At 71.4% G+C, this 24,645-nt stretch carries 22 protein-coding genes; 8 read left to right on the top strand and 14 right to left on the bottom strand.

Going from position 1 to position 24,645, the window contains the following annotated elements:
* The first annotated feature begins 130 nt into the window (after nt 1-130).
* A complete protein-coding gene (locus tag ACFYRY_RS09060) occupies nt 131-790 on the top strand; it encodes a DsbA family protein (protein WP_389141743.1) in 660 nt (219 codons plus the stop codon).
* 12 nt (nt 791-802) lie between these two features.
* On the opposite strand, the gene ACFYRY_RS09065 is transcribed toward ACFYRY_RS09060, so the two are convergent.
* The 4 genes from ACFYRY_RS09065 to ACFYRY_RS09080 all read right to left on the bottom strand — a co-directional run bounded on the left by ACFYRY_RS09065 (nt 803) and on the right by ACFYRY_RS09080 (nt 4,175).
* On the bottom strand, nt 803-1,033 hold the full coding sequence (locus ACFYRY_RS09065; protein WP_389141745.1) for a hypothetical protein: 231 nt from the start codon (nt 1,031-1,033) through the stop codon (nt 803-805).
* 119 nt (nt 1,034-1,152) lie between these two features.
* Nucleotides 1,153-2,580 (bottom strand): FGGY family carbohydrate kinase, encoded by a 1,428-nt coding sequence (locus ACFYRY_RS09070; RefSeq protein WP_389141747.1) that lies wholly within the window; start codon nt 2,578-2,580, stop codon nt 1,153-1,155.
* Nucleotides 2,581-2,611: 31 nt separating this feature from the next.
* Nucleotides 2,612-3,643 carry a 2-hydroxyacid dehydrogenase gene (locus ACFYRY_RS09075; RefSeq protein ID WP_389141749.1) on the bottom strand — a complete coding sequence of 344 codons (1,032 nt, stop codon included), beginning with the start codon at nt 3,641-3,643 and terminating at the stop codon, nt 2,612-2,614.
* A gap of 238 nt (nt 3,644-3,881) precedes the next feature.
* The gene (locus ACFYRY_RS09080; protein ID WP_389141751.1) at nt 3,882-4,175 is read right to left on the bottom strand and encodes a hypothetical protein; all 294 of its coding nucleotides are present in this window, start codon (nt 4,173-4,175) and stop codon (nt 3,882-3,884) included.
* A gap of 173 nt (nt 4,176-4,348) precedes the next feature.
* Between ACFYRY_RS09080 and ACFYRY_RS09085 the strand changes: the two genes are divergently transcribed.
* Both ACFYRY_RS09085 and ACFYRY_RS09090 read left to right on the top strand, forming a co-directional pair.
* Nucleotides 4,349-5,851 carry an FGGY-family carbohydrate kinase gene (locus ACFYRY_RS09085; RefSeq protein ID WP_389141753.1) on the top strand — a complete coding sequence of 501 codons (1,503 nt, stop codon included), beginning with the start codon at nt 4,349-4,351 and terminating at the stop codon, nt 5,849-5,851.
* Nucleotides 5,848-6,471 (top strand): histidine phosphatase family protein, encoded by a 624-nt coding sequence (locus ACFYRY_RS09090; RefSeq protein ID WP_389141755.1) that lies wholly within the window; start codon nt 5,848-5,850, stop codon nt 6,469-6,471. Before ACFYRY_RS09085 ends, ACFYRY_RS09090 begins: the two co-directional genes overlap by 4 nt.
* 249 nt (nt 6,472-6,720) lie before the next feature.
* On the opposite strand, the gene ACFYRY_RS09095 is transcribed toward ACFYRY_RS09090, so the two are convergent.
* The 7 genes from ACFYRY_RS09095 to ACFYRY_RS09125 all read right to left on the bottom strand — a co-directional run bounded on the left by ACFYRY_RS09095 (nt 6,721) and on the right by ACFYRY_RS09125 (nt 14,688).
* On the bottom strand, nt 6,721-8,112 hold the full coding sequence (locus ACFYRY_RS09095) for an amino acid permease (protein ID WP_389141757.1): 1,392 nt from the start codon (nt 8,110-8,112) through the stop codon (nt 6,721-6,723).
* Between the two features lie 113 nt (nt 8,113-8,225).
* Nucleotides 8,226-9,122, bottom strand: coding sequence for a TauD/TfdA dioxygenase family protein (locus ACFYRY_RS09100; RefSeq protein ID WP_389141759.1), 897 nt, complete (start codon nt 9,120-9,122; stop codon nt 8,226-8,228).
* A 12-nt stretch (nt 9,123-9,134) separates the two neighbouring features.
* Complete coding sequence (locus ACFYRY_RS09105) at nt 9,135-10,490, bottom strand: LLM class flavin-dependent oxidoreductase (RefSeq protein ID WP_389141761.1); 1,356 nt, start codon at nt 10,488-10,490, stop codon at nt 9,135-9,137.
* Nucleotides 10,487-11,221, bottom strand: coding sequence for an ABC transporter ATP-binding protein (locus tag ACFYRY_RS09110; protein WP_389141763.1), 735 nt, complete (start codon nt 11,219-11,221; stop codon nt 10,487-10,489). Before ACFYRY_RS09110 ends, ACFYRY_RS09105 begins: the two co-directional genes overlap by 4 nt.
* The gene (locus ACFYRY_RS09115) at nt 11,197-12,090 is read right to left on the bottom strand and encodes an ABC transporter permease (RefSeq protein ID WP_389141765.1); all 894 of its coding nucleotides are present in this window, start codon (nt 12,088-12,090) and stop codon (nt 11,197-11,199) included. The genes ACFYRY_RS09110 and ACFYRY_RS09115 overlap by 25 nt, the downstream gene beginning before the upstream one ends.
* 5 nt (nt 12,091-12,095) lie before the next feature.
* The gene (locus ACFYRY_RS09120; protein ID WP_389141767.1) at nt 12,096-13,160 is read right to left on the bottom strand and encodes an ABC transporter substrate-binding protein; all 1,065 of its coding nucleotides are present in this window, start codon (nt 13,158-13,160) and stop codon (nt 12,096-12,098) included.
* Between the two features lie 325 nt (nt 13,161-13,485).
* Complete coding sequence (locus tag ACFYRY_RS09125; protein ID WP_389141769.1) at nt 13,486-14,688, bottom strand: ROK family protein; 1,203 nt, start codon at nt 14,686-14,688, stop codon at nt 13,486-13,488.
* Between the two features lie 461 nt (nt 14,689-15,149).
* Here ACFYRY_RS09125 and ACFYRY_RS09130 point away from each other — a divergent pair, with 461 nt between their 5' ends.
* Nucleotides 15,150-15,725 (top strand): biotin transporter BioY, encoded by a 576-nt coding sequence (locus ACFYRY_RS09130; protein ID WP_389141771.1) that lies wholly within the window; start codon nt 15,150-15,152, stop codon nt 15,723-15,725.
* A 139-nt stretch (nt 15,726-15,864) separates the two neighbouring features.
* Here ACFYRY_RS09130 and ACFYRY_RS09135 read toward each other — a convergent pair whose 3' ends face one another.
* Nucleotides 15,865-16,581 (bottom strand): hypothetical protein, encoded by a 717-nt coding sequence (locus ACFYRY_RS09135; RefSeq protein ID WP_389141773.1) that lies wholly within the window; start codon nt 16,579-16,581, stop codon nt 15,865-15,867.
* A 258-nt stretch (nt 16,582-16,839) separates the two neighbouring features.
* Between ACFYRY_RS09135 and ACFYRY_RS09140 the strand changes: the two genes are divergently transcribed.
* On the top strand, nt 16,840-18,792 hold the full coding sequence (locus ACFYRY_RS09140) for a protein kinase (RefSeq protein ID WP_389141775.1): 1,953 nt from the start codon (nt 16,840-16,842) through the stop codon (nt 18,790-18,792).
* Nucleotides 18,793-18,867: 75 nt separating this feature from the next.
* Here the strand turns inward: ACFYRY_RS09140 and ACFYRY_RS09145 are convergent, their stop codons facing one another.
* On the bottom strand, nt 18,868-20,307 hold the full coding sequence (locus ACFYRY_RS09145) for an amino acid permease (protein WP_389141777.1): 1,440 nt from the start codon (nt 20,305-20,307) through the stop codon (nt 18,868-18,870).
* Nucleotides 20,308-20,521: 214 nt separating this feature from the next.
* Here ACFYRY_RS09145 and ACFYRY_RS09150 point away from each other — a divergent pair, with 214 nt between their 5' ends.
* Together ACFYRY_RS09150 and ACFYRY_RS09155 are read left to right on the top strand one after the other, a co-directional pair.
* Entirely contained in the window at nt 20,522-21,007 is a 486-nt protein-coding gene (locus ACFYRY_RS09150) for a ribose-5-phosphate isomerase (RefSeq protein ID WP_389141779.1), read from the top strand.
* A 77-nt stretch (nt 21,008-21,084) separates the two neighbouring features.
* On the top strand, nt 21,085-21,894 hold the full coding sequence (locus tag ACFYRY_RS09155; protein WP_389141781.1) for an Fpg/Nei family DNA glycosylase: 810 nt from the start codon (nt 21,085-21,087) through the stop codon (nt 21,892-21,894).
* A 6-nt stretch (nt 21,895-21,900) separates the two neighbouring features.
* On the opposite strand, the gene ACFYRY_RS09160 is transcribed toward ACFYRY_RS09155, so the two are convergent.
* Entirely contained in the window at nt 21,901-23,211 is a 1,311-nt protein-coding gene (locus ACFYRY_RS09160) for a GNAT family N-acetyltransferase (protein ID WP_389141783.1), read from the bottom strand.
* A gap of 161 nt (nt 23,212-23,372) precedes the next feature.
* Here ACFYRY_RS09160 and ACFYRY_RS09165 point away from each other — a divergent pair, with 161 nt between their 5' ends.
* Nucleotides 23,373-24,551 (top strand): PP2C family protein-serine/threonine phosphatase, encoded by a 1,179-nt coding sequence (locus ACFYRY_RS09165; protein ID WP_389141785.1) that lies wholly within the window; start codon nt 23,373-23,375, stop codon nt 24,549-24,551.
* Nucleotides 24,552-24,645: the final 94 nt, after the last annotated feature.

A 24,645-nucleotide genomic window follows, 5' to 3' on the forward strand; every position in this document is an offset into this window, starting at 1 on the left:
ATGTGGACCACGGTTGATCCTGCCATGTGCCTTCTGGCCGCGGCAGGCGGGAATGAGGCGGGGCCCGGCCGGTGTTCCAGGTTGAGGCCAGTCATCACGCCGTATCGCGCACCAGATTCCGAGGAGACCCATGTCCGAGACCGCCGCCTCCGGCAAGACCCCCGTCGACTTCTGGTTCGACCCGCTGTGCCCCTGGGCCTGGATGACCTCACGCTGGGTGCTGGAAGTGGAGAAGGCCCGCGACATCGACATCCGCTGGCACGTCATGAGCCTCGCGGTGCTGAACGAGGACCGGATCGACGAGCTGCCGGAGGAGTACCGGGAGATGCTCGCGACCAAGGCCTGGAAGCCGATCCGGGTGGTGACCGCGGCCTGGCAGAAGCACGGCGCCGAGGTCGTCGGCCCGCTCTACACCGCTCTCGGCACCCGCTTCCACAACAACGGCGAGGGCCCGACCGTCGAGGCCATAGCGGCCGCCCTCGACGAGGTCGGCCTGCCCGCCGACCTGATCGAGTACGCCGACCAGGACGACTTCGAGTTCGACGCCCAGCTGCGTGCCTCCCACAAGGAGGGCATCGAGAAGGTCGGCCAGGAGGTCGGCACCCCGGTCATCGCGGTCCCCGGCCCCGACGGCGAGGAGATCGCGTTCTTCGGCCCGGTCGTCACCCCGGCCCCCCAGGGCGACGCCGCCCTCCGCCTGTGGGACGGCACCCTCGCCGTCGCCTCGGTCCCCGGCTTCTACGAGCTCAAGCGCACCCGCACCAAGGGCCCGGACTTCAGCAACCTGTAGGCGACCGCGAGCTCAGTCCTGCGCCGCGGCCTGCTCCCGGAACTTCTCGGGGAGGAGGCCGCGGTCGTACTTGTTCAAGTGGCGGTAGTACGTCAGACAGCCCGTCGCGGTGCAGCGCCAGAGGTTGTCCACCCGGTGACGGTCGCCCTTCTCCGCACGGATCGCCGCCTTCTCCTCGTCGGTGAGAACCCGGAACTCCTGCATGGTGCCGCAGGTCGGGCAGTCCAGTGTGCGCGTCCCCATCACGTCCTCCTCGCGATCGCCGCCAGGCCCGGGAGCCGGCCACCACCGCGCCGGCTCCCAGCCCGTAGTACAGCGCGTACGACGTGGACGTGTCCCCGAAATCGCGGGTGTCGGGTCGTTCACCCGCGCGCCCGGTCGCGGGCCGTCGCCAGCCTCGCCAGGTGCTCGTCGAACCCCTTCGTGTAGTACGCGGCCCGGACCGGGTCCGGCTCGACGACCTCCGTCGGCCGGGTCCACGCCGTCGCGTCCAGCGCCACCCCGTGCCGTTCGGCCGCCGCGAGCACCGCGCCCCGGGCGCCCACCTCGCCCTCGACGACCCGCAGCGGACGGCCGAGGACGTCCGCAAGCAGCCGCATCCAGGCGGGGCTGCGGGTGCCGCCGCCGCACACCGCGAGCGACCCCGTCAGACCGGCCGCCGCCAGGCAGTGCCGGGCCGCGTAGCCGATGCCCTCGCAGGTCGCCCGGACCAGGTCGCCGCGCGTCGACTCCAGGGAGACACCGGTGAGTTCGGCCCGCAGATGCGGATCCACGAAGGGCGCCCGTTCACCGGACGGCGCGAAGTACGGGAGCACCCGCACCCCGTGCGCCCCGGGCGGGGTGTCGGCGAGCAGCCCGTCCACCTCCTCGTGCCGCACCCCGGTCGTCGACAGGACCCAGTCCAGCGCGGCGGTGCCGACCATCGCGGGCAGCGCGCGCAACCAGTGGCCGGGGCGGTCGGTGGAGATGTACAGGCCGGCCGGTTCACCGGTCAGATCCAGGTCGGTGGTGGCGACCAGCGCGGCCAGACAGGTGCCGACGATCAGGAGACCGTCCCCGGGCGCGGTGACTCCGGCGCCCAGCGCACAGGCCGGCAGGTCGTACGGCCCGTTCGCGATCCGGGTGCCCGGCGGGAGGCCCTCGCCGCGCGTCGTCGCCGTCGCGACCGGATCGCTGACCGGCGCCAGCAGCCGGCGGCGGTGCGTCAGGCCCAGCAGCTCCACCACCCGGTTGTCGTAGGCGCGGGTGCGCGGGTCGAGGAACGGCATCGACGCGTCCGAGACGTCCGTCACGGCCCGCGCCGCCCCGGTCAGCCGCTGGAAGACCATGTCCTTGCAGTACACGGCCGCGGTGGCGGCGTCGAGGGAGGTCGGCTCGTGCCGGTCCAGCCAGGCCAGCAGCGGGCCCGGAGAGCCCGGGAACATGGCGCCTCCGGTGCGCCGGAACACCGTCTCGAAGGTCCCGTCGGCCAGCCACTGGTCGAGCAGTTCATGCGCGCGTCCGTCCATCCAGGACGCCGCCGACCGCACCGGGCGGCCCGCCGCGTCGACCAGCCACACCCCGTCGCCCTGCCCGGTCAGCCCGGCCAGCTCGACCGGCTCCGGCACCCGGGCGGTCAGCTCGCCGAGCACGGCGACGACCGCCCCGTACACCTCGTCCATGTCCTGCTCGACCCGGCCGCCGTGCAGGTCCAGGCCCACCGGGCGGGACTCGACGGCCAGTTGGCGGCCGGTGTCGTCGAAGGCGGCGGCCTTCACCATGGACGTGCCCACATCGATACCGACGTACATGCCGGCGCCTCCTCCACAGTCGTCCCGGATGTCAGGTCAGGCAGTGCGCGAGCGGCTCCCCGCGCACCCAGCGGCCCACCTCCGCCGCCGCGATCGCCGCCGCCTTCTCGGCCACCGCCCGGCTGGCCCCGCCCAGGTGCGGGGTCAGCACCACACGGTCGGTCAGAGCCCGCAGCCGCGAGTGGGCCGGGAGCGGCTCGTGCGCGTAGGTGTCCAGCGCGGCCGCCGACAACCGCCCGCTCTCCAGCGCGTCGCACAGCGCGTCCTCGTCAAGGAGCGGGCCGCGCGCCACGTTCACCACGACCGCGCCGGGCGGCAGCAGCGCCAGCTCACGGGCGCCCACCATGCCCCGCGTGTCGGAGGTGAGACGGGCGTGCAGCGTGACCACCCGGGAACGGGCCAGGAGGTCGTCGAGCGAGGTCACCCGCAGTCCGTGGATCTCGCCGCGCACATAGGGGTCGTACACCATCACCTGCGCGCCGAAGGCACACAGCACCCGGGCGACCCGGCTGCCGACCGCCCCGTAGCCGACCAGCCCGACCGGCAGGTCCTCCAGCTCCAGGCCGCTGTGCTCGTACGTGTAGTACGTCGCGCCCTCCCAGCTGCCCCGCCGGGCGAGCAGATCGTGGGCCTGCGGGATGCGGCGCAGGGCCGCCAGCAGCAGACCGACGGTGAACTCGGCGGTGGCGGCGGCGTTGCGGCCCGGCGCGAAGCACACGCGGACGTCGTGCGCCTTCGCCGCGTCCAGGTTCACGTTCACCGGCCCGCCCCGGCAGACGACGACCAGGCGCAGGTCCGGAGCGGCCGCCAGGACGCGTTCGGTGACCGGCCCCATCTGGGTGACCAGCACCTCCGCCCCGGCCAGCGCCTCGATCAGCTCGTCCTCGGCGTCGCTCGCCTCCGTCACCTCCGCCACCGGGCCGAACGGTTCCAGCGGCCAGCCGAGCCTCAACTCGCTCACCTTCACGGGGTGTTCGCCGACCTCGTCGGTCACCGCCCGCGCGATCAGATCCGGCAGGACGAAGTGGTCGCCGGCGGCCACCACATGCAGTGTCCGGCTCATTTCAGGTGCCTCCCGTCTCGGCTTCGCACCGCCGGGCGGGCCTGCCGACCAGCGACGCGCCTTTCACCAGCAAGTCCCTCCGGTCACCGTCTCCAGCCCGGCGATCATCCGCAGGGTGGCGCAGTCGCCACGGCCCGACGGGCCGGGCGGCCCCAGGAGTTCACCCGACCGGAGCGCGGGACCGGCGCCGCACGGCGCGTCCACCGCCTGGCCCCGCGCGGACGACGTCCCGCGGGGCTCACGGACACGATGCGCTGCTCCTGGTGGTACGCGGAGCCCCGGTGACCTCGGCGAGCCGGAGCCCGCGGGCCACCTCCAGGGCGGAGGTGGAGTCGTCGAGCAGGACGGCCATGCAGGGCTGGACGAGTTTCAGCGCCCGCTCGGCCACGGCGGCCCTCTCGGGCCGCAGACTCACCCCGACGCGCTCCGCGAGCTCCGCGGCGCTCGCCGCCCCCTCGGCCGGCACCTGTTCCGCCATGGAGGACTGGCGGCCCGCGGGTCCGCGCGGTGCGCTGGAGTCGCTGTGGCTCATCGCGCGCTCTTCCCGGTCAGTCGTCCTGGGCGCTCACGGTGAAGGGTCCCCTGAGGGGCGGGTCGGCCTCGAGCGTGTAACGAAGGACGGCGGGCGTCAATCCCTCGCGCACGGGAAATACCGGTGCACAGTGAGAACTTCACGGACCTGGTCGCGATGAAGGGAGGTCCCGGGTGGCGGGTGAGGGCGGGGACGGCGAGGCCTGGCTGGGGATCGACCTGGGCACACAGAGCGTCCGGGTGCTGCTGGTCGCCGCGGACGGCACGGTCCTCGGGCGCGGCTCGGCTCCGCTGGCGGGACGGCGGGACGGGACACGGCACGAACAGGATCCCGAGGACTGGTGGAGGGCGGTGTGCGAGGCGTCCCGGGCGGCGCTCGATCCGCGGGCGGGCCTGAGGATCGGCGGGCTCGCGGTGTGCGGGACGTCCGGGACGGTGCTGCTAACCGACGGGGCCGGGCGGGCGGTGAGTCCGGCGCTGATGTACGACGACGGGCGGGCGGCGCGGGAGGCGGCCCGGTTGCGCGAGGCGGGGGTCGCGGTGCAGGACACCTGGGCGTTGCCCAAGGCGCTGTGGCTCATGAAGGAGCACGGGCGGGAGCCGGGCACGGGGTCGGGGCCGGGCACGGGCTCTGACGCTAGGCGGATCACCCACCAGCCCGACGTGATCACCGCACGGCTCGTGGGCCGGCCGATGCCGACCGACTCCAGCCACGCCCTCAAGACCGGCTACGACCCGCACCGCGACGCCTGGCCGGACGTCCCGGACCTGCCCGAGGGCGCCCTGCCCGACGTGGTGCGCCCCGGAAGCCGCCTGGGCGAGGTCTGCCCGGCCGCCGCCGAGGCGACCGGCGTACCCGCGGGCACCCCCGTGATCGCCGGGATGACGGACGGCTGCGCGGCGCAGATCGCCTCGGGCGCGCTGCGGCCCGGCTCCTGGAACTCGGTGCTCGGAACCACACTGGTCCTCAAGGGCGCGTCGCTCGTCCCCGTCCGGGACGCCACCGGCGTGGTCTACAACCACCGCGCGCCGGACGGGACATGGCTGCCCGGCGGGGCCTCCAGCGTGGGCGCCGGCGCGCTCACGGCGGCCTTCGCGGGCGCCGACCCGGCCGCCATGGACGAGCGGGCGGCGGCCTTCGAACCGTCCCGGGTGGTCACCTACCCGCTGGTGTCGCCGGGCGAGCGGTTCCCCTTCGCGGCGCCGGACGCCACCGCCCTGGTCCTCGGCGAGCCGGAGAACGACGCCGACCTGTGGGCGGCGCTGCTCCAGGGCGTCGCCTTCGCGGAACGCCTGTGCCTGGACTACCTGCACCACCTCGGCGCCCCCGTCGACGGGCCGCTCTCCTTCACCGGCGGCGCCGCCCGCAGCCCGTACTGGAACCAGCTGCGCGCCGACATCCTCGGCCGCCCCGCCCGGGTGCCGGAGCAGACCGAGCCCGCGCTGGGAATGGCCGCGCTGGCCCGGCACGGCGGCACGGGCGGGTCCGGACTCGCCGACGTCGCCGAACGCATGGTGCGGGTCCGTACGGTCGTCGAGCCCCGCCCCGTCCGTACGGCCCTGTTCGCCGAGCCGTACGCCCGGCTCGTCGACGAGTTGACCGTCCGCGGCTGGCTGCCGGCAGCGGTCGCCGCGCACGCGCTCGCCCGCCTGGACCGGGATACTGCTCACTCATGAGTACGACCTTGCTGCTGGCCCGGCACGGGCAGACCGTCTGGCACGCCGAGAACCGCTACGCCGGGATCAGCGACGTGTCCCTCACCGACACCGGACGCGCCCAGGCCGCCGCCCTCGGCCGCTGGGCCGCCGCCCACCCCGTCGACGCGATCTGGACGTCCCCGCTGTCCCGGGCCGTCGTCACCGCCGACCCCGCCTGCCGTGCCCTGGACCTCACCCCGCACCGCGAACCCGGCCTGCGCGAGTGCGACTTCGGGGTGCTGGAGGGCCGTACGCTCGCGGAGTTCGCGGCCGAGGACCCGGCCGCAGCGGAGGCCTACCGCGCCGACCCGGTGGCGAACCCGTTCCCCGCCGCCGAGGATCCGAGAGCGGCCGCCGCCCGCGGGTGCGAGGCCCTGCGCCGCATCGCCGCCGCCCACCCCGGCGAACGCGTCCTCGTGGTCGCCCACAACACCCTGTTCCGTCTGGTGCTGTGCACCCTGCTGTCGATCCCGGCCGGGGAGTACCGCAGGGTGTTCCCCCGGTTGCGCAACACGGCGATCAGCGAACTCCGCATGAACGGCGACGGGGCCGCCGCGCTCCTGTCACTCAACGTGCCGTGCGAGCCGGATGTGCCGTAGCCCCGAAGCTCCCGCGTCGCACCGGAAAGCCCCGCGAGTCACGTCCTCGCGGGGCTTCCGTTTCTCCGCCTGCCAGGTGACGGTGAGAAGACGATCACGAGGCAGGACAGCGCTCTACAGTTCTTATTGCAAGATGATTGCAAGTACAGCGTAACAACAGGAGGCCGGACGCGGGCAAGAAAACAGGCCCCCACGTGGATCACGTGGAGGCCTATCGGGGGACCGGTCAGGGCGGGTCGGTGCGGCGGGTCAGGCCCTGGCCGTCCGGACCTTCTGCCACCCGTATCCGGCGGCCGCCAGGACCGCCGTCATCCCGCCCGTCGAGTACAGTTGCACCCGGGTGTCCGGCTCCCGGGCCATCAGGACGAACACCGCCGCCATACCCGCCAGCGCGACCCAGGTCAGCACCGGGAACGCCCACATCCGGACGGCGAGTTTCTCCGGTGCCTCGCGCTCCAGGCGGCGGCGCAGCCTGAGCTGCGAGACCGCGATGAAGATCCAGACGACCAGGATCACCGCGCCGATCATGTTCAGCAGCCATGCGAAGACGTCGTCGGGCCGCCAGTAGCTCAGCACCACGCAGCCGAAACCGAAGACGCAGGACGCGAGGACCGCGACCCGGGGGACCCCGCCGGACACCCGGCCCAGCGCCTTCGGGCCCTGGCCGCGCGCGACCAGGGAGTAGGCGATGCGCGAGGCGCCGTAGACGTTGGCGTTCATCGCCGACAGGAGGGCCACCAGGATCACCACGTTCATCACCTGGCCCGCGCCCGGGATGCCGAGGTGGTCGAGGGTGGCGATGTACGGGCCCTTCTCGACGATCTCCTTCGCGCCCCACGGGACCAGGGTGACGATGACCGCCATCGAGCCGATGTAGAACAGCGCGATGCGCCACATCGCGGTACGGACCGCGCTCGCCACCCCGCGCACCGGGTCCTGCGACTCGGCCGCCGCGATGGTGACCGTCTCCAGACCGCCGTACGCGAAGACGGAGGCGAGCAGGCCGACGACCAGGCCCTCGCCGCCGTTCGGGAGGAAACCGCCCTCGCCGGTGAGGTTCGCGGTGCCCGGGGCGCCCGTGCCGGGCAGGACGCCCACGATCGCCAGCACGCCCAGCACCAGGAACAGGCTGATCGCGCCGACCTTCAGCGCCGCGAACCAGAACTCGAACTCGCCGAAGTTCTTCACGGCGGCCAGGTTCGTCCCGCAGAACACGACCATGAACAGGGCCACCCAGGCCCACTCGGGCGTGCCCGGCAGCCAGCCGGTGACGATCTTCGCGGCGCCGATGCCCTCCAGGCCGACCGCCGTGCAGAGCAGGACCCAGAAGGCCCAGCCCACCGTGAAGCCGGCCCACGGGCCGAATGCGCGTTCCGCGTGCGCGGAGAAGGAACCCGAGGACGGATACGCGGCCGACATCTCCCCCAGCATCCGCATCACCAGCATCACCAGGAGGCCGGAGAGGGTGTAGGCGACGACGATCGAGGGTCCGGCGGCCGCGATACCGGCGCCGGAGCCGACGAACAGCCCGGCGCCGATGACCCCGCCGAGGGCGATCATCGACAGATGGCGCTGCTTGAGGCCGTGGGAGAGGGCGGCGCCGTCCTGCTGCGCTGACGTCTCGGTGGTGGTGCTGGGCATGGGCGCGGCTCGTCCAGTGCGTGAGATGGGCAAAAACGCCCACAGTCTGGGCGGCCCCTCCGCTCTCACGGAGAGACCGCCCAGCATACGGACGCCTCCGGCACGCAGCGTGGTTACGCCGCTACGGCCGTGTAGTGCGAGGCGTCCCCCTCGATGGAGTAGCTCTCCTTGCCCTCGATGCCGACCGGGACGTCACCGGCGATGGTGACCCGGTTCAGGCGGCGCGGCAGGTGGTCGTAGTTGTCGACCGCGTAGTGCTGGGTGATCCGGTTGTCGAACAGCACCAGCTGGTTCTCCGACCAGCGGTGGCGCACGATGTTCTCCGGCCGGGTCACGTACGACTGGAACAGGTCGAGGACCTTGCGGGACTCGCTGACCGACAGGCCCACGATCCGCTGCGCGAACCCGCCGATGAACAGGCCGCGTTCACCGGTCAGCGGGTGCACCCGGACCACCGGGTGGACCGTGCGGAACTTGATCGACGTGAACTGGGCGCGGGCGGCGGCCTGGTCCTCGTCGACGGCCTCCTCCGGCACCGCGTAGTCGTAGTCGTTGGTGTGCTCCGCCCACAGCGTGTCCGCGAACTGGCGGAGCGAGGAGGGCAACTGCCGGTAGGCCGCCGCCGAGTTGGCGATCAGGGTCTCGCCGCCGTACGGCGGGAGCGTGATGCTGCGCAGGGTGCTGGCCTGGGGCGGGTTGAGGACGAAGGTGACGTCGGTGTGCCAGTTGTTGGCGGCCCGGCCGCGCTCGCTGTCGACGGGCAGGACGTTCGGGACGCCGGCGACGGACGGCACGGTCGGATGGGCGGTGGTGAGGTCGCCGAAGTGCCGGACGAAGGCCTGCTGCCCCTCGTCGTCCAGGTTCACCTCGTCGAACACCAGGGCCTTGTGGACGTTGAGGGCCTCCCGCACGGCGGTGACCGTCTCCTGGTCCAGCGGCCCCGCGATGTCGACGCCCGACACCTGGGCACCGATGTTCCCGGTGATCTTGCGGATCTGGATCTCGGACATGGGTGGGTCCTTTCAGACGAGGGCGGATTCCCGGCGGGAGGTGATGTGCTGGTTGGCGGGGCGCGGGAGGCCGTAGCGCTCCCGCAGGGTCTGCCGCGGCCCGCCGCCGTACTCCGCACGGAGCAGGCCGCGGGTGCGCAGGATCGGGACGACGTGGTCGACGAAGAGGTCGAGGCCGGACGGCAGCACGGCCGGCATGATGTTGAAGCCGTCGGCGGCGCCGTGCGTGAACCAGGTCTCGATCGCGTCGGCGACCTGCTCGGGCGTCCCGGCGAAGGTGAGATGCCCGCGCCCGCCGCCGAGCCGCCCGACCAGCTGCCGCACGGTCAGGCGTTCCCGCCGGGCCAGTTCGACGATGAGCGTGTACCGGCTCTTGGCGCCCTCGATCGCGCTCTCCGGGGGCAGGTCGACCGGCAGCAGGGCGTCCAACTCCAGTGTTCCCGGCTCCAGGTGCAGCAGCCGCTCCAGACGGTCCACGCCGTGCGTGTACACGATGTGGTCCTCAAGGAGCCGCTCGTTCGCCAGGGCCTCCGCCTCGGTCGAGCCGATCACCGGGACGATGCCGGGCAGCACCTTGATGTGGTCGGGGTCGCGGCCGGTCCGCGCGGTCCGGGCCTTGAGGTCGGCGTAGAAGGCCTGCGCGTCCTCGATGGTCTGCTGGGCGGTGAACACCGCCTCCGCGTACCGGGCCGCGAACGCCTTGCCGTCCTCGGAGGAGCCCGCCTGCACCAGCAGCGGGTAACCCTGCGGGCTGCGCGGCACGTTCAGGGCGCCCTCGACACTGAAGTACGTCCCCTGGTGCCGGGGCGGGTGGATCTTCGTGTCGTCGCCCCAGACACCCCTCGCCTTGTCGGCGATGATCGCGTCGTCCTCCCAGCTGTCCCAGAGCTTGAGGGCCACGTCCAGGAACTCGGAGGCGCGGGCGTAGCGCTCGGCGTGGGCGGGCTCGGCGGCCAGACCGAAGTTGCGGGCGGCCTCCTCACCGGCGGTGGTGACGATGTTCCAGCCGGCCCGACCGCCGCTGATGATGTCGAGGGAGGCGAACTTGCGGGCCAGGTTGTAGGGCGAGTTGTAGGAGGTGGACGCGGTGGCGATCAGGCCGATGTGCTCGGTGGCCGTCGCCAGGGCGGTCAGCAGGGTGAGCGGTTCCAGGGCGCCGGCGGGGCGCTGCGCGACGCTGCCCCACAGCTGTGGGCCGTCGGCCAGGAAGAGGGAGTCGAAGGTGCCGCGTTCGGCGGTCCGGGCGAGGTGGACGTAGTGCGCGAGGGACACATGCGCGTACGGGTCGCTCTCCGGGAGCCGCCATGACGCCTCGTGGTGACCGGTGGTCATCAGGAACGCGTTCAGGTGCAGCTGTCTGGTGGTCATTGGTGGTCCTCCGTCACACCGAGCGCGGCCAGCAGCCGCTCCCGGTACTCGCCCAGCAGCGGATCCCGGTAGGAGCGGGGATGCGGGCGGTCGATGGTCAGGTCGAGGCCGATACGGCCCTGGTCGAGCACGAGCACCCGGTCGGCGAGCACGATCGCCTCGTCCACGTCGTGGGTGACGAGCAGCACGGAGGGCCGGTGGCGTTCCCAGAGCTCCCTCAGCAGCCCGTGCATCCGGATCCGGGTGAGCGCGTCCAGGGCGCCGAACGGCTCGTCGGCGAGCAGGAGTTCGGGCTCCCGCACCAGGGAACGGGCCAGGGCGGCGCGCTGGGCCTCCCCGCCGGACAGTTCGCTGGGCCAGGCGCGTTCCCGCCCCGCCAGGCCGACCTCGGCGAGCGCGGCCCGGCCCCTTTCCGCCGCCTCCCTGCCCTCCGTCCCCAGCAGTACGTTGTCCAGCACCCGCCGCCAGGGCAGCAGCCGTGAGTCCTGGAAGACCACCGACACCCGTTCCGGCGCGGTGAGCCGGCCGCTGCCGACGACCTCGTGGTCCAGGCCCGCGATCGCCCGCAGCAGGGTGCTCTTGCCGGAGCCGCTGTGTCCAAGGAGCGCGGTGAACTGTCCGGCGGGCAGGTCGAGGTCGATGTGGTCGAGGACCGTCCGGGTGTCGAACGACCGTGTCAGTTCCCGGAGCCGGACGGCGGGACGGGTCAGCTGCTCAGTGTGCGTCGCCATGACAGCACCCTCCGTTCGATGAGACGGACCGCGCTGTCGGAGACCAGGCCGAAGATGCCGTAGATGACCAGGCCGACGAGGATGACGTCCGTCTGGCCGTAGTTCTGGGCCTGGAACATCAGGTAGCCGAGTCCGCTGGTGGCGTTGATCTGCTCCAGGACGACCAGTCCCAGCCAGGAACCGGTCACCCCGAGGCGGAGCCCGACGAAGAACCCGGGCAGGGCGCCGGGGATGACGATCTGCCGGACGAACGCGAGCTTCGACAGGCCCTGTACCTCGGCGAGTTCGACGTAGCGGTGGTCGATGCCGGACAGCGCGGCGTGTGTGTTGAGGTAGATCGGGATGTAGACGACGATGGCGATGATCGCGATCTTGAAGGTCTCGCCGATGCCCAGCCAGAGGATGAACAGCGGGATCAGACCCAGCGTCGGGACGGCCCGGTTGAGCTGCACGGTCCCGTCGATCAGCGCGTCGCCGGTCCGGCTGAGCCCGGCGGCCAGGGCGAGCGCGACCCCGGCGGTCAGGCCGATCGCGAACCCGGATCCGGCGCGTTGCAGCGAGGTCAGGATGTCGGTCGGCAGCGTCCCGTCGGTCCACAGGTGGACGCCGGTCTCCAGCACCGTCCAGGGTGCCGGGATCGCGGCCGGGTCGAGGCGGCCGGCGGCGGAGGCGGCGGCCCACAGGCCGAGGAGGAGGACCGGGCCGATCAGGCGGGAGGCGGGCAGTCGCCTGCCGGGGGAGAGCCGGCGGCGCCTGCGGACCTGGGGGCGCTCCTCGGCGGCCTGTACGGTCACCGCGGCTGTGGCTGCCGTGCCTGCTGTGGCGGTGGTCGTGGTCGCTGTGGTGGCGCTCGTGGTGGTCGTGGTCACGGCGGTCACCTCCGGTACTCGGCCGGTACGGACTTCGCGGCGATGCCCTCGAAGCGGTGGTCGAAGAGCGAGCGCACGTCGAACTTCTTCACGAAGCCGCCCTCCGCCAGCAGGTCGGCGGTCTCCTGCTCCCACTTGATGGCCTCGTCCCAACTGGGCGGGAACAGCGGCTTGTTGGCGAGTGACGTGATCGACTCGGCCTGGTCGAGGGTCAGGTTCTGGGTCTTGACGTAGAACTCCCTGTTCCACACGTCCGGGTGCTCGTACTGCCACACCTGGCCCTTCGCCCAGTACGGGATGTACGCGGCGATCGCGGCGGCCTTCGCCGAGTCGGCCAGCACCGAGGCCGGCGCCCAGAGCAGGTTGAGCAGGTCCACCACGTCGGTGGTGATGACCCGGGCGCCCTTGGACTCGTACTGCTTCAGATACGCGGGCGACTGCTGGTTGGCGAGCGGCGCGATGTCCACCTGGCCCGACTGCAGCGCGGTGAGGAACTGGTTGCTGGTCAACGGGACGAGCTTTACGTCGTCGTACGCCAGCCCGGCCTTCTTCAACGCCCTGAGCAGGACCACACCTTGGGCCTGTCCCTGTGAGAACGCGAGCTTCTTGCCCCGGAAGTCCTCGACCGTGCGGATGTCGCTGCCGGGCTTGGTGGCGAAGAGGTAGTTCGGTTTCCGGGTGATGTCGATCGCGACGATCTTCGCGTCGTATCCCTGGAAATGCGCCTGGATCGGCGGGATGCCGGCGTTGTTGGCGACGTCCAGCGATCCCGCGCGGAAGGCGTTGATGACATCGGGGCCGGCGCCGATGTTCGCCCAACTGCTCACCTTGAACGGTAGTTCGCCGAACCCGGCGTGCTTGAACTGCACCTGCTGGATGCTCTGGTAGGAGGAGATCTTCAGGCTGGTGCCCGAGGGGACCTTGCGGGCGAGAGGCGCGTCGGCGTCGGACGCGTCGGCCGCGGCACTGCTTCCGGCGCACCCGCTCAGTCCGGCAGCGGCGGCGGTGACGCCGAGCAGAGAGGAGAGAAAGAGCCGCCGGTCGACACCGGACACGGATGGAGAAGGCATGGGAGAACTCCCTGAGTTCACATGGAAACACGCACGGAAACACGCACGAACATGCGCGTTGAAGTCGCGTCGAAGTCGCGTGGACGTCGCGTTGAAGTGCGCTGGAAGGAAATACGCACGGAAGAGCATGCGGCAGAGCGCAGCGGCAGGAGCACCTGCGGAATTCCAGCCGGGCGAAGGCCGGGGAACGGAAATTCAAGCAGGAGGAAGGAGGCGCCCGGGGCGCGTCAACGTGTCAGCAACAGAGGGTGCGACAGGTCGTGAGCAGCATGAATAGGATGATCCTCGGCTTCCGTATCGGCTGTCAACATTCGGAGTTTCTGAATTAATTCGGCTGTCCGGCCGCGGCGCCCAGTGGATCCCGGTAGAGGACGTCGAGGGCCACTGTTCCGCCCGCCGTGGCCAGTACGGAATCCGGGAAACTCGTCGGCCGTACGTCCGCCGCCCGCTCGGGGCCGACCGCCGCACGCAGGGCGGAAAGACAGTCCTCGCGGCCGATGACCCCGATCTCGGTGACGACCACGCTCTCCGGATTCAGCACGTCGAGCAGCAGCCGCACCGCCCGGCCCGCCATCCGTGCCCGCTCCACCAGCAGCCGGACGGCCACCGGGTCGCCCTGCGCCGCCGCCGTCATCACCCGCGTCGGGTTCGCGCCCGTGATGACGCCCGCCGCACGGGCCCGCCGGCACAGCGTCAGCTCGCTCAGCTCGGCCTGGAGGCAGCCGGTCCGACCGCAGTCACACGGCTCCGTGCCGCCGTCCAACGGCAGATGGGCGATCGAGCCGGCCTGTGAGCGAGGGCCGTGGTGCACCTCGTCGTTGGTCGCGAACGCCGCGTCCACCACCTGGCCGACGAACAGGTGCAGCACACTCCGGCTGCCGCGCGCCCGCCCGAACAACCGTTCCGCGTTGACCAACGCCCGCGCGTGTCCGTCCACATGGACCGGCAGCCCGGTGCGGGCGGCGATCACCTCCCGCACCGGCACCTCGCGCCACCCCAGCAGCGGATGGTCGACGACGGTCCCGGTCTCCCGGTCCACCCAGCCGCCGGTCGCGAAACCGACACCCAGCGGCCGGCACCCCGGGGCCCCGTCCAACAGGGCCGTCAGGGCGTCGGCGGCACGTGTCAGGACCCGGCCGGGTTCGGTGCCCTCGTGCCGCACCTGCCGTTCGGCCACCACCCGCCCGCGCAGATCGAGCAACGCGACCGTGGTGTAGGGCACGGCCACATGGACTGCGCCCACCACGAAGCGGGAGTCGTCCAGGTCGAGGGGCACATGAGGGCGCCCCGACCCCTTGGACCTCCGGGGCGGTTCGGCCTCGCGGATGAGGCCGAGACCGGCGAAGCGGGCGCAGTGGTCGGTCACCGACGCCGGGGACAGCCCGGTCAGCCGGGAGATGGTGCTGCGAGCCACCGGACCGTGCTCCAGCACGGACCGCAGGACGACGCTCGCGTTGGTCCGGCGCCGGTCGCTGTCGGCGGCGCGGGGCACGGGGGAGGTGAGTGGTGGTGCCACGGCATGGGGCATGGGGATCTTCCTCGGGAACGGGTCCGACACTGCGCCGTCTCATGCGTGAGGCGCGTCGGAGCCGCTCCGCCCGCCTCAGGGGCGGCGACAGGTGGCCGTGCCCACGCGTCGCAGGTCGACATAGCGACGCGACGAGAAGTTCCGGGCCTGGGCAACCATGCGCTCGAAGCTAGCAAATGGCCCCACCGCTGCCCAGACGGCGACCGACGGGCGAGACGGCGGCTGTCCACGGATCCGGGACCTTTGGTGAATCCCTACAGATGCCGTGCGCCCGTCCCCGTCGCTCACGCCACCCCACCTCAGTGACCAGCATCACGACGACTCCGGTGTAACCGCCATCCGTTGTCCGGAGTCCACCAAGCTCCCGATCAACCCTTTGTCGAGCGCTGACGGTGATCGGCTCCAGTGCGCTGGGATAGCGTCGCCGTGTCCCTCGCCGTCCACACCCTCGCGGAGTCCCCATGAGCACCGCCGTCGCCCCCAACCGCACCGGGCAGGTCCTCGCCGACCTGCTCCCCGCCTCCCGCGTACGGGATGTCGCGCTCGTGGTCGGCGGTGCCGCACTCACCGGACTCGCCGCCCAGATCGCGGTGCCGGTGCCGGGCTCCCCGGTGCCGGTGACCGGCCAGACCTTCGCCGCCCTGCTGGTCGGCACGACGCTCGGTGTGAGCCGGGGCATGTCCGCGCTCATCCTGTACGCGCTGGCCGGTCTCGCCGGCGTGCCGTGGTTCGCGGAGGGCACCTCCGGGGTCTCCGTCTCCTTCGGCTACATCGTCGGCATGATCCTCGCGTCCGCCGCCGTGGGCGCCCTGGCCCGCCGCGGCGCCGACCGCTCGACGCTCCGCATGGCCGGCACGATGCTGGTGGGCGAGGCGATCATCTACGCCGTCGGGGTGCCCTACCTCGCCTACGCGGCCGACATCTCCGCGTCCGCCGCGATCGCGGCCGGCCTCACCCCGTTCCTGATCGGTGACGCCGTGAAGGCGGCCCTGGCGATGGGCGTCATGCCCACCGCCTGGAAGCTCCTCAAGCGCTGACCGCGCGGCCCACGCACGAGGCCACCCGGCCGACTGGTGGGGGGCATGACCTGACAGACGCACCGTCAGGTCATGCCCCCCATCTGTGTCACCCCCTACGTCCTCACTCGTACCGCTACGGACCGTCGCTCCGGTCTCCTCAGCTCTCCCGCTGCCTCGGCCGTCGCTGCGACCACCACAGGCCGGCCGCGCCCGCCGTCAGCAGGGCCGCGCCCGCCGCGCCCAGCGGCAGAACACCCGGACCGGTCCTGGGGAGTTCGTCACCGTTCGGCGCCACCGGATGGTTGTCGGTGCCGAGCAGCAGTGGCGTGGCCGGGGCGTTCGGTGACGGGTTGGTCGTACCGAACGGAACCGGGCCCTGCTGCCAGAACGTCTTCTTTCCGCCGTCGCTCTGCACGGGCAGGCAGATCTTCCCGGTCTTCTTGAGATCGAACGTGGCGTCGACGGCGTACGACTTCGACGCGCCGGCCGCGAGATTGTCGATGGGGCAGGAGAAACCGCTGTTCGAACCCTCCGGAAGATTCTTTTCGGCGATCGGGGAACAGCCTTGAACGTTCTTGACCGTGAGGCCGTCGAAACCGACTACCAAAAGCTGGATCTTGCCGCTTTCCTTACTCCCCTCGTTCTTCACCGTGGCGGTGATGTCCGTTTTTTTCGACGAGTTGTCGACGGAGATCTTCTCGGGCAGCAGCGTGGTCAGCTTCACGCCCGCCGCTGCCTCGTCAACGGCCTTTCCCCCCTTGCTGCTTCCGGGCCCCTGGTCGTCCGCTCCGGCGGTTCCGGAAAGGATCATCACCACCGAGAAAGATGCCGTGACCAGCGATCCCGCGATGGTCGTCGTACGACGAGAACTCATGTTCGTCCCCCTTGGCTGCGCCTGAATTCGCAGTACTTGAAGAGGTACCACAAGATTTCTCCGCACTATGCTGATACGGCTCGAAGTGTGACCATTGCGTGTCAGTCAGGACGGTCCGGAAGGCAATGACCGGAAGGCGATGACCGGAAGGCATTGAGGGGGTGCAGTGGATTGCCGGGGAATACGAGCGGCGGTGGAGTTCCAGGGGTACTGGTGGCGGGGCGCTATCGGTTGGTCGAAAGTATTGGCCAGGGGGGAATGGGGCGGGTGTGGCGAGCCGCCGACGACATACTCGACCGGCAGGTCGCGGTGAAGGAGATGCGCATCGACGGCCTCGACGCCGAGGACGCCCGCACCCGCCGCGAACGCACCCTGCGCGAGGCCCGGGCGACGGCCCGGATCGACCATCCCAACGTGGTGCGCGTGTACGACGTCGTGGACGAGGGCGAACGCCTGTGGATCGTCATGGAGTTGGTGTCCGGACGCTCCCTCGAACGCATCATGGCGGAGGAGGGCCCACTGGGCCCCCGCGAGACCGCACGCCTCGGACTCGGCCTGGTGGAGGCGCTGCGGCAGGTCCACGAACGGGGCGTGCTGCACCGGGACATCAAACCCGGGAACGTCCTGGTGGAACACCCCGGACGGTTCTCGAACAACCCCCGAGTCGTCCTCACCGACTTCGGTATCGCCGCGATCCAGGACGCCAAGGCGCTCACCATGGTCGGCATGCTGGTCGGCTCGCCCGACTACATGGCCCCCGAGCGGATCTCCGGCCGCCCGCAGGGCCCGCCGTCCGACGTGTGGTCCCTCGGCGCGACCCTGTGCGCGGCATTGGGCGGACACTCCCCGTTCTCCCGCGACACCACGCTGGCGACCCTGCACGCGGTCCTCTACGAGGAGCCCGAACTGCCCGCGGCAGCCGGACCGTTGCGCGACATCCTGGCCGCGTTGCTGCACAAGGAGCCGGAGGCCCGCCCAGGCCTGGCGGCCCTGGAGGCGTCGCTACGCCCCCTCGCGTTCCCGCCGCCCACACCGACGGCGGAGGTGGTTCCGGCGCCGCTGGTTCCGGGGGAGGCGACGGCGGAGCCGGTTCCCGACCCGGAGACACCGGCAACGCCGATTCCCGAACCGGCGGTCCCGGAAGTCAGTGACGCGGTGCCCGTCCAGGACGTACCGCCCGACCGGGAGCCCGGGAGGACCCGCTCCCTGCGGACGCTGCCCGACCCCAGGCGGCCCGCACCGACGCCGGCGCCGGAAGCCGAGGCCACCTCCACGCCCGACGTCCCCGCTCCCGCCAACGCCTCCACCGAGGCCGCCTCGGAGAGGCGCTCGGAGACGCGCTCCGAGACCCCGTCAGGCAACTCCGTGGGGGCCGTGTCACGGGGAGCGGGAGCGGGGCCCGAGGCAGATCCGGCCGCCGAACCACCCACCGTCCCACCCGCAGGTCCACCCGCCGGACCCCCCTCCACCCCCGACCACGTCACCGCCACCGGCCCGCGCCCCCTCGCCGTCCCACCGGCCCAACCGCCCGGCCCCGCCGTCCCGTCCGCCGTGGCTCGGCGTGGTCGGCGTGGTCGGCGTGATCGGCGTCGTGCCGGGCTGGTCGTCGCCGCAGGGGTAGTCGCCGCGGGTGCGGTCGTCGCGATCGTGCTCGCGGCGACCTCGGGGCCGCCGGACACCACCGCGGGATCCACGCCGTCCGTCGTGGCGTCCTCCTCGCCGGTCCCGTCCGCCACCGCGAGCGACAGCCCGACGCCCACCGTCGGCGGCACGTCACGCCCGCGGAGCCTGCCGCCCGGGGCACACCAGGAGGCGGGCGGGTTCGCGTGGGCCACGCCGCGGGACTGGCGCAGGGATGTGAAGACGGGGGCGGAGGTGCACTACACCTCCCCGGACGGCAGACAGGAACTGGCCGCCAAGTCCGCTCTCGCCCGCGGTGATCTGATGGAGACCTGGGAGACCTCGGAGCAGAACGCCCACCAGGGGCAGAACTACCGGAAGATCCGCCTGGAGGAGACGACGTTCCGCGGCCACCCGGCCGTCGTCTGGGAGTACACCTTCACCCTCCAGGGCGTCCCCTGGCACGCCCGCCTGCTGGGTTTCACCGCCGGCGGCAAGTCGTACCAGATCAACACCTGGTACCAGCCGGACATCGAGACGCGGGCCCTCAAGACGTACGGCAGGGTGCGGGACAGCTTCACGGTGCTGTGACAGACCCCGCGCGCGAAGGGGCCCCGTGGTGACACACCACGGGGCCCCTCTGCACAGAGTTGAACAGCGTCGCTGTCAGACCTTCGTCAAGGCCCGCTCGCCCTTGAACTTCTCCTTCGCGAAGGCGATCGCGAGCACGCCCGCGGCGACCGCCAGCGTCAGCAGTACGGTCTCGCGCCCGTCGTGTTCGGTGTCGGTGAGCATGTAGCCCAGCACGAAGACGATCAGCGCGGCCGACGCCCAGGTCAGATACGGGTACAGCCACATCTTCACGACCAGCTTCTCCGGCGCCTCGGCCTGGATGATCTTCCGCATGCGCAGCTGCGAGAAGCAGATCACCAGCCAGACGAACAGGGCCACCGCACCGGAGGAGTTGACGAGGAAGAGGAAGATCGTGTCCGGGGACAGGTAGTTGAAGAAGACCGCGACGAAACCGAACACGACCGACGCCAGGATCGCGGCCATCGGCACGCCCCGGCCGTTGACCCGCGAGAACGCCTTGGGCGCGTCGCCCCGCTCGCCGAGCGAGAACGCCATGCGGGAGGCCGTGTACAGGCCGGAGTTGAGACAGGACAGCACCGAGGTCAGCACGATGAAGTTCATGATCTGACCGGCGTGCGCGATGCCGAGCGAGTCCAGGGCGGCGACGTAGGAGCCCTGTTCGGCGATGGACTTGTCGTCCCACGGCAGCAGCGTCACGACCACGAAGATCGAGCCGAGGTAGAAGACGCCGATACGCCAGATGATGCTGTTGGTGGACTTGGTGACGGCCCGCTGCGGGTCCTCCGACTCACCCGCGGCGAGGGTGGCGATCTCGCTGCCCATGAAGGAGAAGACGACCAGCAGCACACCGGTGAGGATGGCGCCGGGCCCGTTGGGCAGGAAGCCGCCGTGGTCGGTGAGGTTGCCCAGCCCGGCCTTGTCGCTGTCGGCGCCCGGCAGCACACCGAACACGGCCAGACCGCCCACCACGATGAACGCGCCGATGGCGACGACCTTGATGCCGGCGAACCAGAACTCGAACTCGCCGTAGGAACCCACCGACACCAGGTTGGTGGCGGTCAGCACCACCATCACGATCAGCGCCCACCCCCACTGCGGTACGGCGGGTATCCACCCCTCGAGGATCTTGGCCCCGGCGGTGGCCTCGACGGCGAGCACGACGACCCAGAAGAACCAGTACAGCCAGCCGATGGAGAACCCGGCCCAGCGCCCCAGCGCCCGGTCGGCGTGCGCCGAGAAGGAACCCGAGGTCGGATTGGCGGCGGACATCTCACCGAGCATCCGCATCACCAGCACCACGAGCGTGCCGACGAGGGCGTACGACAGCAGGATGCCGGGGCCCGCGGTGGCGATACCGGAACTGGATCCGACGAACAGTCCGGCTCCGATGACGCCACCGATGGCGATCATCGACAGATGTCGGTTCTTGAGTCCCGCCTGGAGACCGCCGCCGGGTTCACCGGGGGCTCCTTGGGCGTGATCAGCCTCGGGGAGGGTCGGCTGCGAGGTCATGAACGGATTCCTTTGCGCCGGTTGTGCTGTGCCCTACACGAACGGTGTATCGGGGTGAACGAATCGGTCCAGTGAATCGGAGGCAAAGGAATTCGTGAACCTTTGAATCCGGATCGTTACTTGAGGTTTTCCTGAGGATTCTCGGTATTGCCTGGATTTTTCGTCATGCGCCCCCGAGGCTGCTGCCCGGAAACAGCCGTGTCACACTCGTCCCATGCGCGTGTATCTCGGCTCCGACCATGCGGGCTTCGAACTCAAGAACCACCTCGTCGACTGGCTCAAGGCGGCCGGCCACGACCCCGTGGACTGCGGTCCGCACATCTACGACGCCCAGGACGACTACCCCCCGTTCTGCCTCCGTGCCGCCGAGCGGGCGGCCGCGGACCCGGACGCCCTCGGCGTCGTGATCGGCGGCTCCGGCAACGGCGAGCAGATCGCGGCGAACAAGGTGAAGGGCGTGCGCGCGGCGCTGGCCTGGAGCGAGGAGACCGCGTCACTGGGACGGCAGCACAACGACGCGAACGTCGTGGCGGTGGGTGCGCGCATGCACTCGCAGGACGAGGCGACGAAGTTCGTCGAGACCTTCCTCAACACACCGTTCTCCGGCGACGAGCGTCACCTCCGCCGCATCGAGATGCTGGCCGGGTACGAGACGACGGGCGACCTCCCGCCGATCCCGGCGCACCACCCGCAGCAGTAAGGGGACACGGGCCCGGGGCGAAGGCCCCTGGCGGGGTCCGGGCGACGCCCCAGGGGTCCGGGGAAAGGAACAGCACCGTGCCGGAAGGGCACACGATCCACCGGCTGGCGCAGGACTACGCCGCCGCCTTCACCGGCACGGCACCCCGGGTGACCAGCCCCCAGGGCAAGTTCAGCGACTCCGCCGCCCTCCTCGACGGCACCGAACTCACCCGCACCGAGGCCCACGGCAAGCACCTCTTCCTCGGGTTCGCCGAGTCCTGGATCCACATCCACCTCGGCCTGTTCGGCAAGGTCGGCTTCGGAGCCGCCCCCGCGCCCCCGCCCACGGACACCGTCCGGCTCCGGCTCGCGAACAGCACGTCGTACGTCGACCTCCGCGGCCCGACGACCTGCGCCCTGATCACGGACGCCGAGAAGGACGCGGTCCACGACCGCCTGGGCCCCGACCCGCTGCGCGAGGACGCCGACCCGGGGGCGGCGTACCGACGGATCTCCCGCAGCCGTACGAGCATCGCCGCGCTGCTGATGGACCAGAAGATCGTCGCCGGCGTGGGCAACGTCTACCGCGCCGAGGTCCTCTTCCGGCACCGCGTCGACCCCTACCGCGCCGGCAAGGACCTCACCCCGGCCGAGTGGGACGCGCTCTGGAACGACCTCGTCGAACTGATGCGTGAGGGCGTGCGGAACAACCGCATCGACACCGTCCGCCCGGAACACACCCCGGAGGCGATGGGCCGCCCACCGCGCGTCGACGACCACGGCGGTGAGGTCTACGTCTACCGCCGGGCCAACCTGCCCTGCCACCTCTGTGGCGGCGAGATCCGCACCGCCGACCTCGCCGCCCGCAACCTCTTCTGGTGCCCTACCTGCCAGCGGCAGGGCTGACCGGGATCAGAACCCGTGCGGCAGCCAGGGCGCCACCGGTGACCCGAACGCGACCGCCGCCTCCGTCAACGCGCCCCGCCGCAGCTCCCGCACCCGCCCGGCCGCCGCCAGCGAGGCCAGGCTCACGCCCCCGAGATACGCCGCCCCCAACTCCCTTACGGACAGGGCGAGATCAGCGGGATCCGTGGTGCGAGCGCACGACGAGCCCTTCGCGTCGCCGACCAGTCGCCAACGCCCCGCGTTCCAGGGGCAGAAGTCGTCCTCGACCTCGAACACCACGTCCACCGGCGCCTGATACGTCCGCGCCTCCAAGGCGGCCCCGACATCCACCAGCCGGACGAACAGGGAATCCCGCACCCGCAACCCGCACCGCCGGATGTCGCTCACCATGGACATCCACGGCTCGTCCAGCGGCCGCCCCTGCGCGCTCAGCGTCGATGTCAGGTCGATCTCGAACAGGAACCGCCACAGCGCGGCGTGCGCCGCCGCGTCCAGCGCCTCGGTGTCCTGAAGGAGCACCTCGCCCTTGGGGCCGGCCGTCTCCCACTCCGGCTTGACCCGGAAACGCGCGTACCCCACGACCTCGCCGCCCCGCTCGGCGACCACGCACTGCAGCGGCGACGCCCCCTGCCGACGGCTCTCCGGGTCCACCACCGCGGCCCGCTTCCATCCGGGCATCCGGGCCAGCATCCCCGGCCGGACGGGCACCCGGCGCGCGTACACCGCCTCGCACGCGTCCAGGACGTCGGCCGGTGCGGCGTAGCGCAGCCGTACGTCATCGGTGCCGGGCGGCACGGACAGTCGTACGCGTGCCGTGTCGACCTCGACGTTGACGCAGTACGTCGCCGCGGCGTACCCGAACCGGCCGTAGATCGCGGGCTCGGAGGCCGTGAGGACCGCCAGGGGCCAGCCCCATTCCCGTACGTCGTCCAACTGGCGCCGCATCATCGAGCGCAGCACACCACGCCGCCGGTGCGTGGCGGCCACGCCGACCATGGTCACGCCCGCGGCGGGCACCGAGGCACCGCCCGGCACGGTCAGCCGGAAGCTGAACGCCCCCGCCGTGCCCACGCACACGTCCCCGTCCCAGGCACCTATCGAGCGGTCCGTCTCGGTGAGCGTCTTCCACAGCTCCCGCTCCCCGAGCGCCTCGGGGACTCCGCCGAAGGCGCGGAGCAGGTTGTCGTACCACTCGTCCCACTCGTCCGGCCGCAGTACCCGCACGTCAGGCCCGTGGCCGGATTCGCGCGCGGCCCCGCGGCCCACCCCGCTGTGAGTGCCATGATCGCCTTGGCCGGTACCGTTGTCAGTCGCCATGGACCATGCCTATCAGGGCATTGCGGGACGGGCCAGGGGATTTCGACTTGATGGCGACGCGGAGCCTTTCTGTGAAGTTCACTGTGAGTTGAGCCTCGGACGGGGGACAAGTGGGACCTCCCGTGCCAAGCAGCTGGTCCGATGGATAGGGTCCCGAACTAATGGCAGCAGGACGAGAACGGCGCGCAGAAGCCGAGACGTTCACGGCCCGGTTGAAGATGCAGTGGCACCGGGTCCGCGTCGGCATGCGCAGAAGCGCCGTCGACTACTTCCGCGGCGACGGCTCGGACTGGGTCGCCCTGGCAGGCCTGCTGCTGACCGTGCCCGTGATCGCGGCCACCACACTCGCGAACTCGGTGTGGTGCTCCCCGGCCGCGCTGGTCCTGCCGATCGTCGCGGGCGGCCTGCTGCTGCGCCCGGCGAGCCTGCTCGGCCTGTACGCGGCGGCGGCCACCGCGCTGATCGTGGAGTCGGTGCAGCTGGGCCCGTACACCGAGGGCCCCTCCAGGGTCACCCCGGGCATCGTCCTGGTGGTCGCCGCCTGCGGTTTCTTCGGACTGCTGATCGCGCAGTTCCGCAGCCGGGTGGGCGTCCCCTGGAGACGCGGCGGCACCATGCTCTTCGACCTGCGCGAACGCATCCGGGTCCAGAGCAAGCTGCCGCAACTGCCCCAGGGCTGGCACCGCGAGATGGCGTTGCGCCCGGCGGGCGGCCAGTCGTTCTCCGGTGACTTCGTCGTCGCGGCACGAACCAACGGCGACCGCACCCTGGAGGTCGTCCTGACGGACGTGTCCGGCAAGGGCATGGACGCCGCGTCGAGGGCCCTGCTGCTGTCGGGCGCGTTCGGCGGCCTGCTGGGCAGTCTGCCCCCGCACGCGTTCCTGCCCGCGGCGAACGGCTACCTCCTCCGCCAGGACTGGGACGAGGGCTTCGCCACCTCCATCCACCTGGTCCTCGATCTGGACTCCGGCGACTACGAGTTGTACTCCGCCGGACACCCGCCGGGCCTCCAGCTCAGCGCCGGCAGCGGCCGCTGGGAGGAGAAGGCCGCCGACGGCCCCCTCCTGGGTGTGTACGACGGCGCCCAGTTCGACCCCGTGAAGGGCTCACTGCGCCCCGGTGACGTGTTGATGCTGTTCACCGACGGTCTGGTGGAAACGTCCGACCGCGACATAGTGGAGGGCATCGACCGCCTCACCGGCGAGGCCGACCGCTATGTCGCAGGCGGCTTCCACGGCGCGGCCTGGCACCTGATCGAAGCGGTGGCGAAGGACGTCAACGACGACCGGGCCCTGCTGCTGATCTGCCGCGAGGGACCGACGGCGGCGGCCATCCGCTGACCCGGTCCCCACGCCCCCGCTCCGCCCGACACCCGCCCCCACCTGCGGCTCAGCCCGCAAGGTGGGGTTTTCCTCAGGTCAGGTCCGCCGGTCG

The organism is Streptomyces sp. NPDC005263 (assembly GCF_042872365.1).
Lineage (GTDB): Bacteria > Actinomycetota > Actinomycetes > Streptomycetales > Streptomycetaceae > Streptomyces.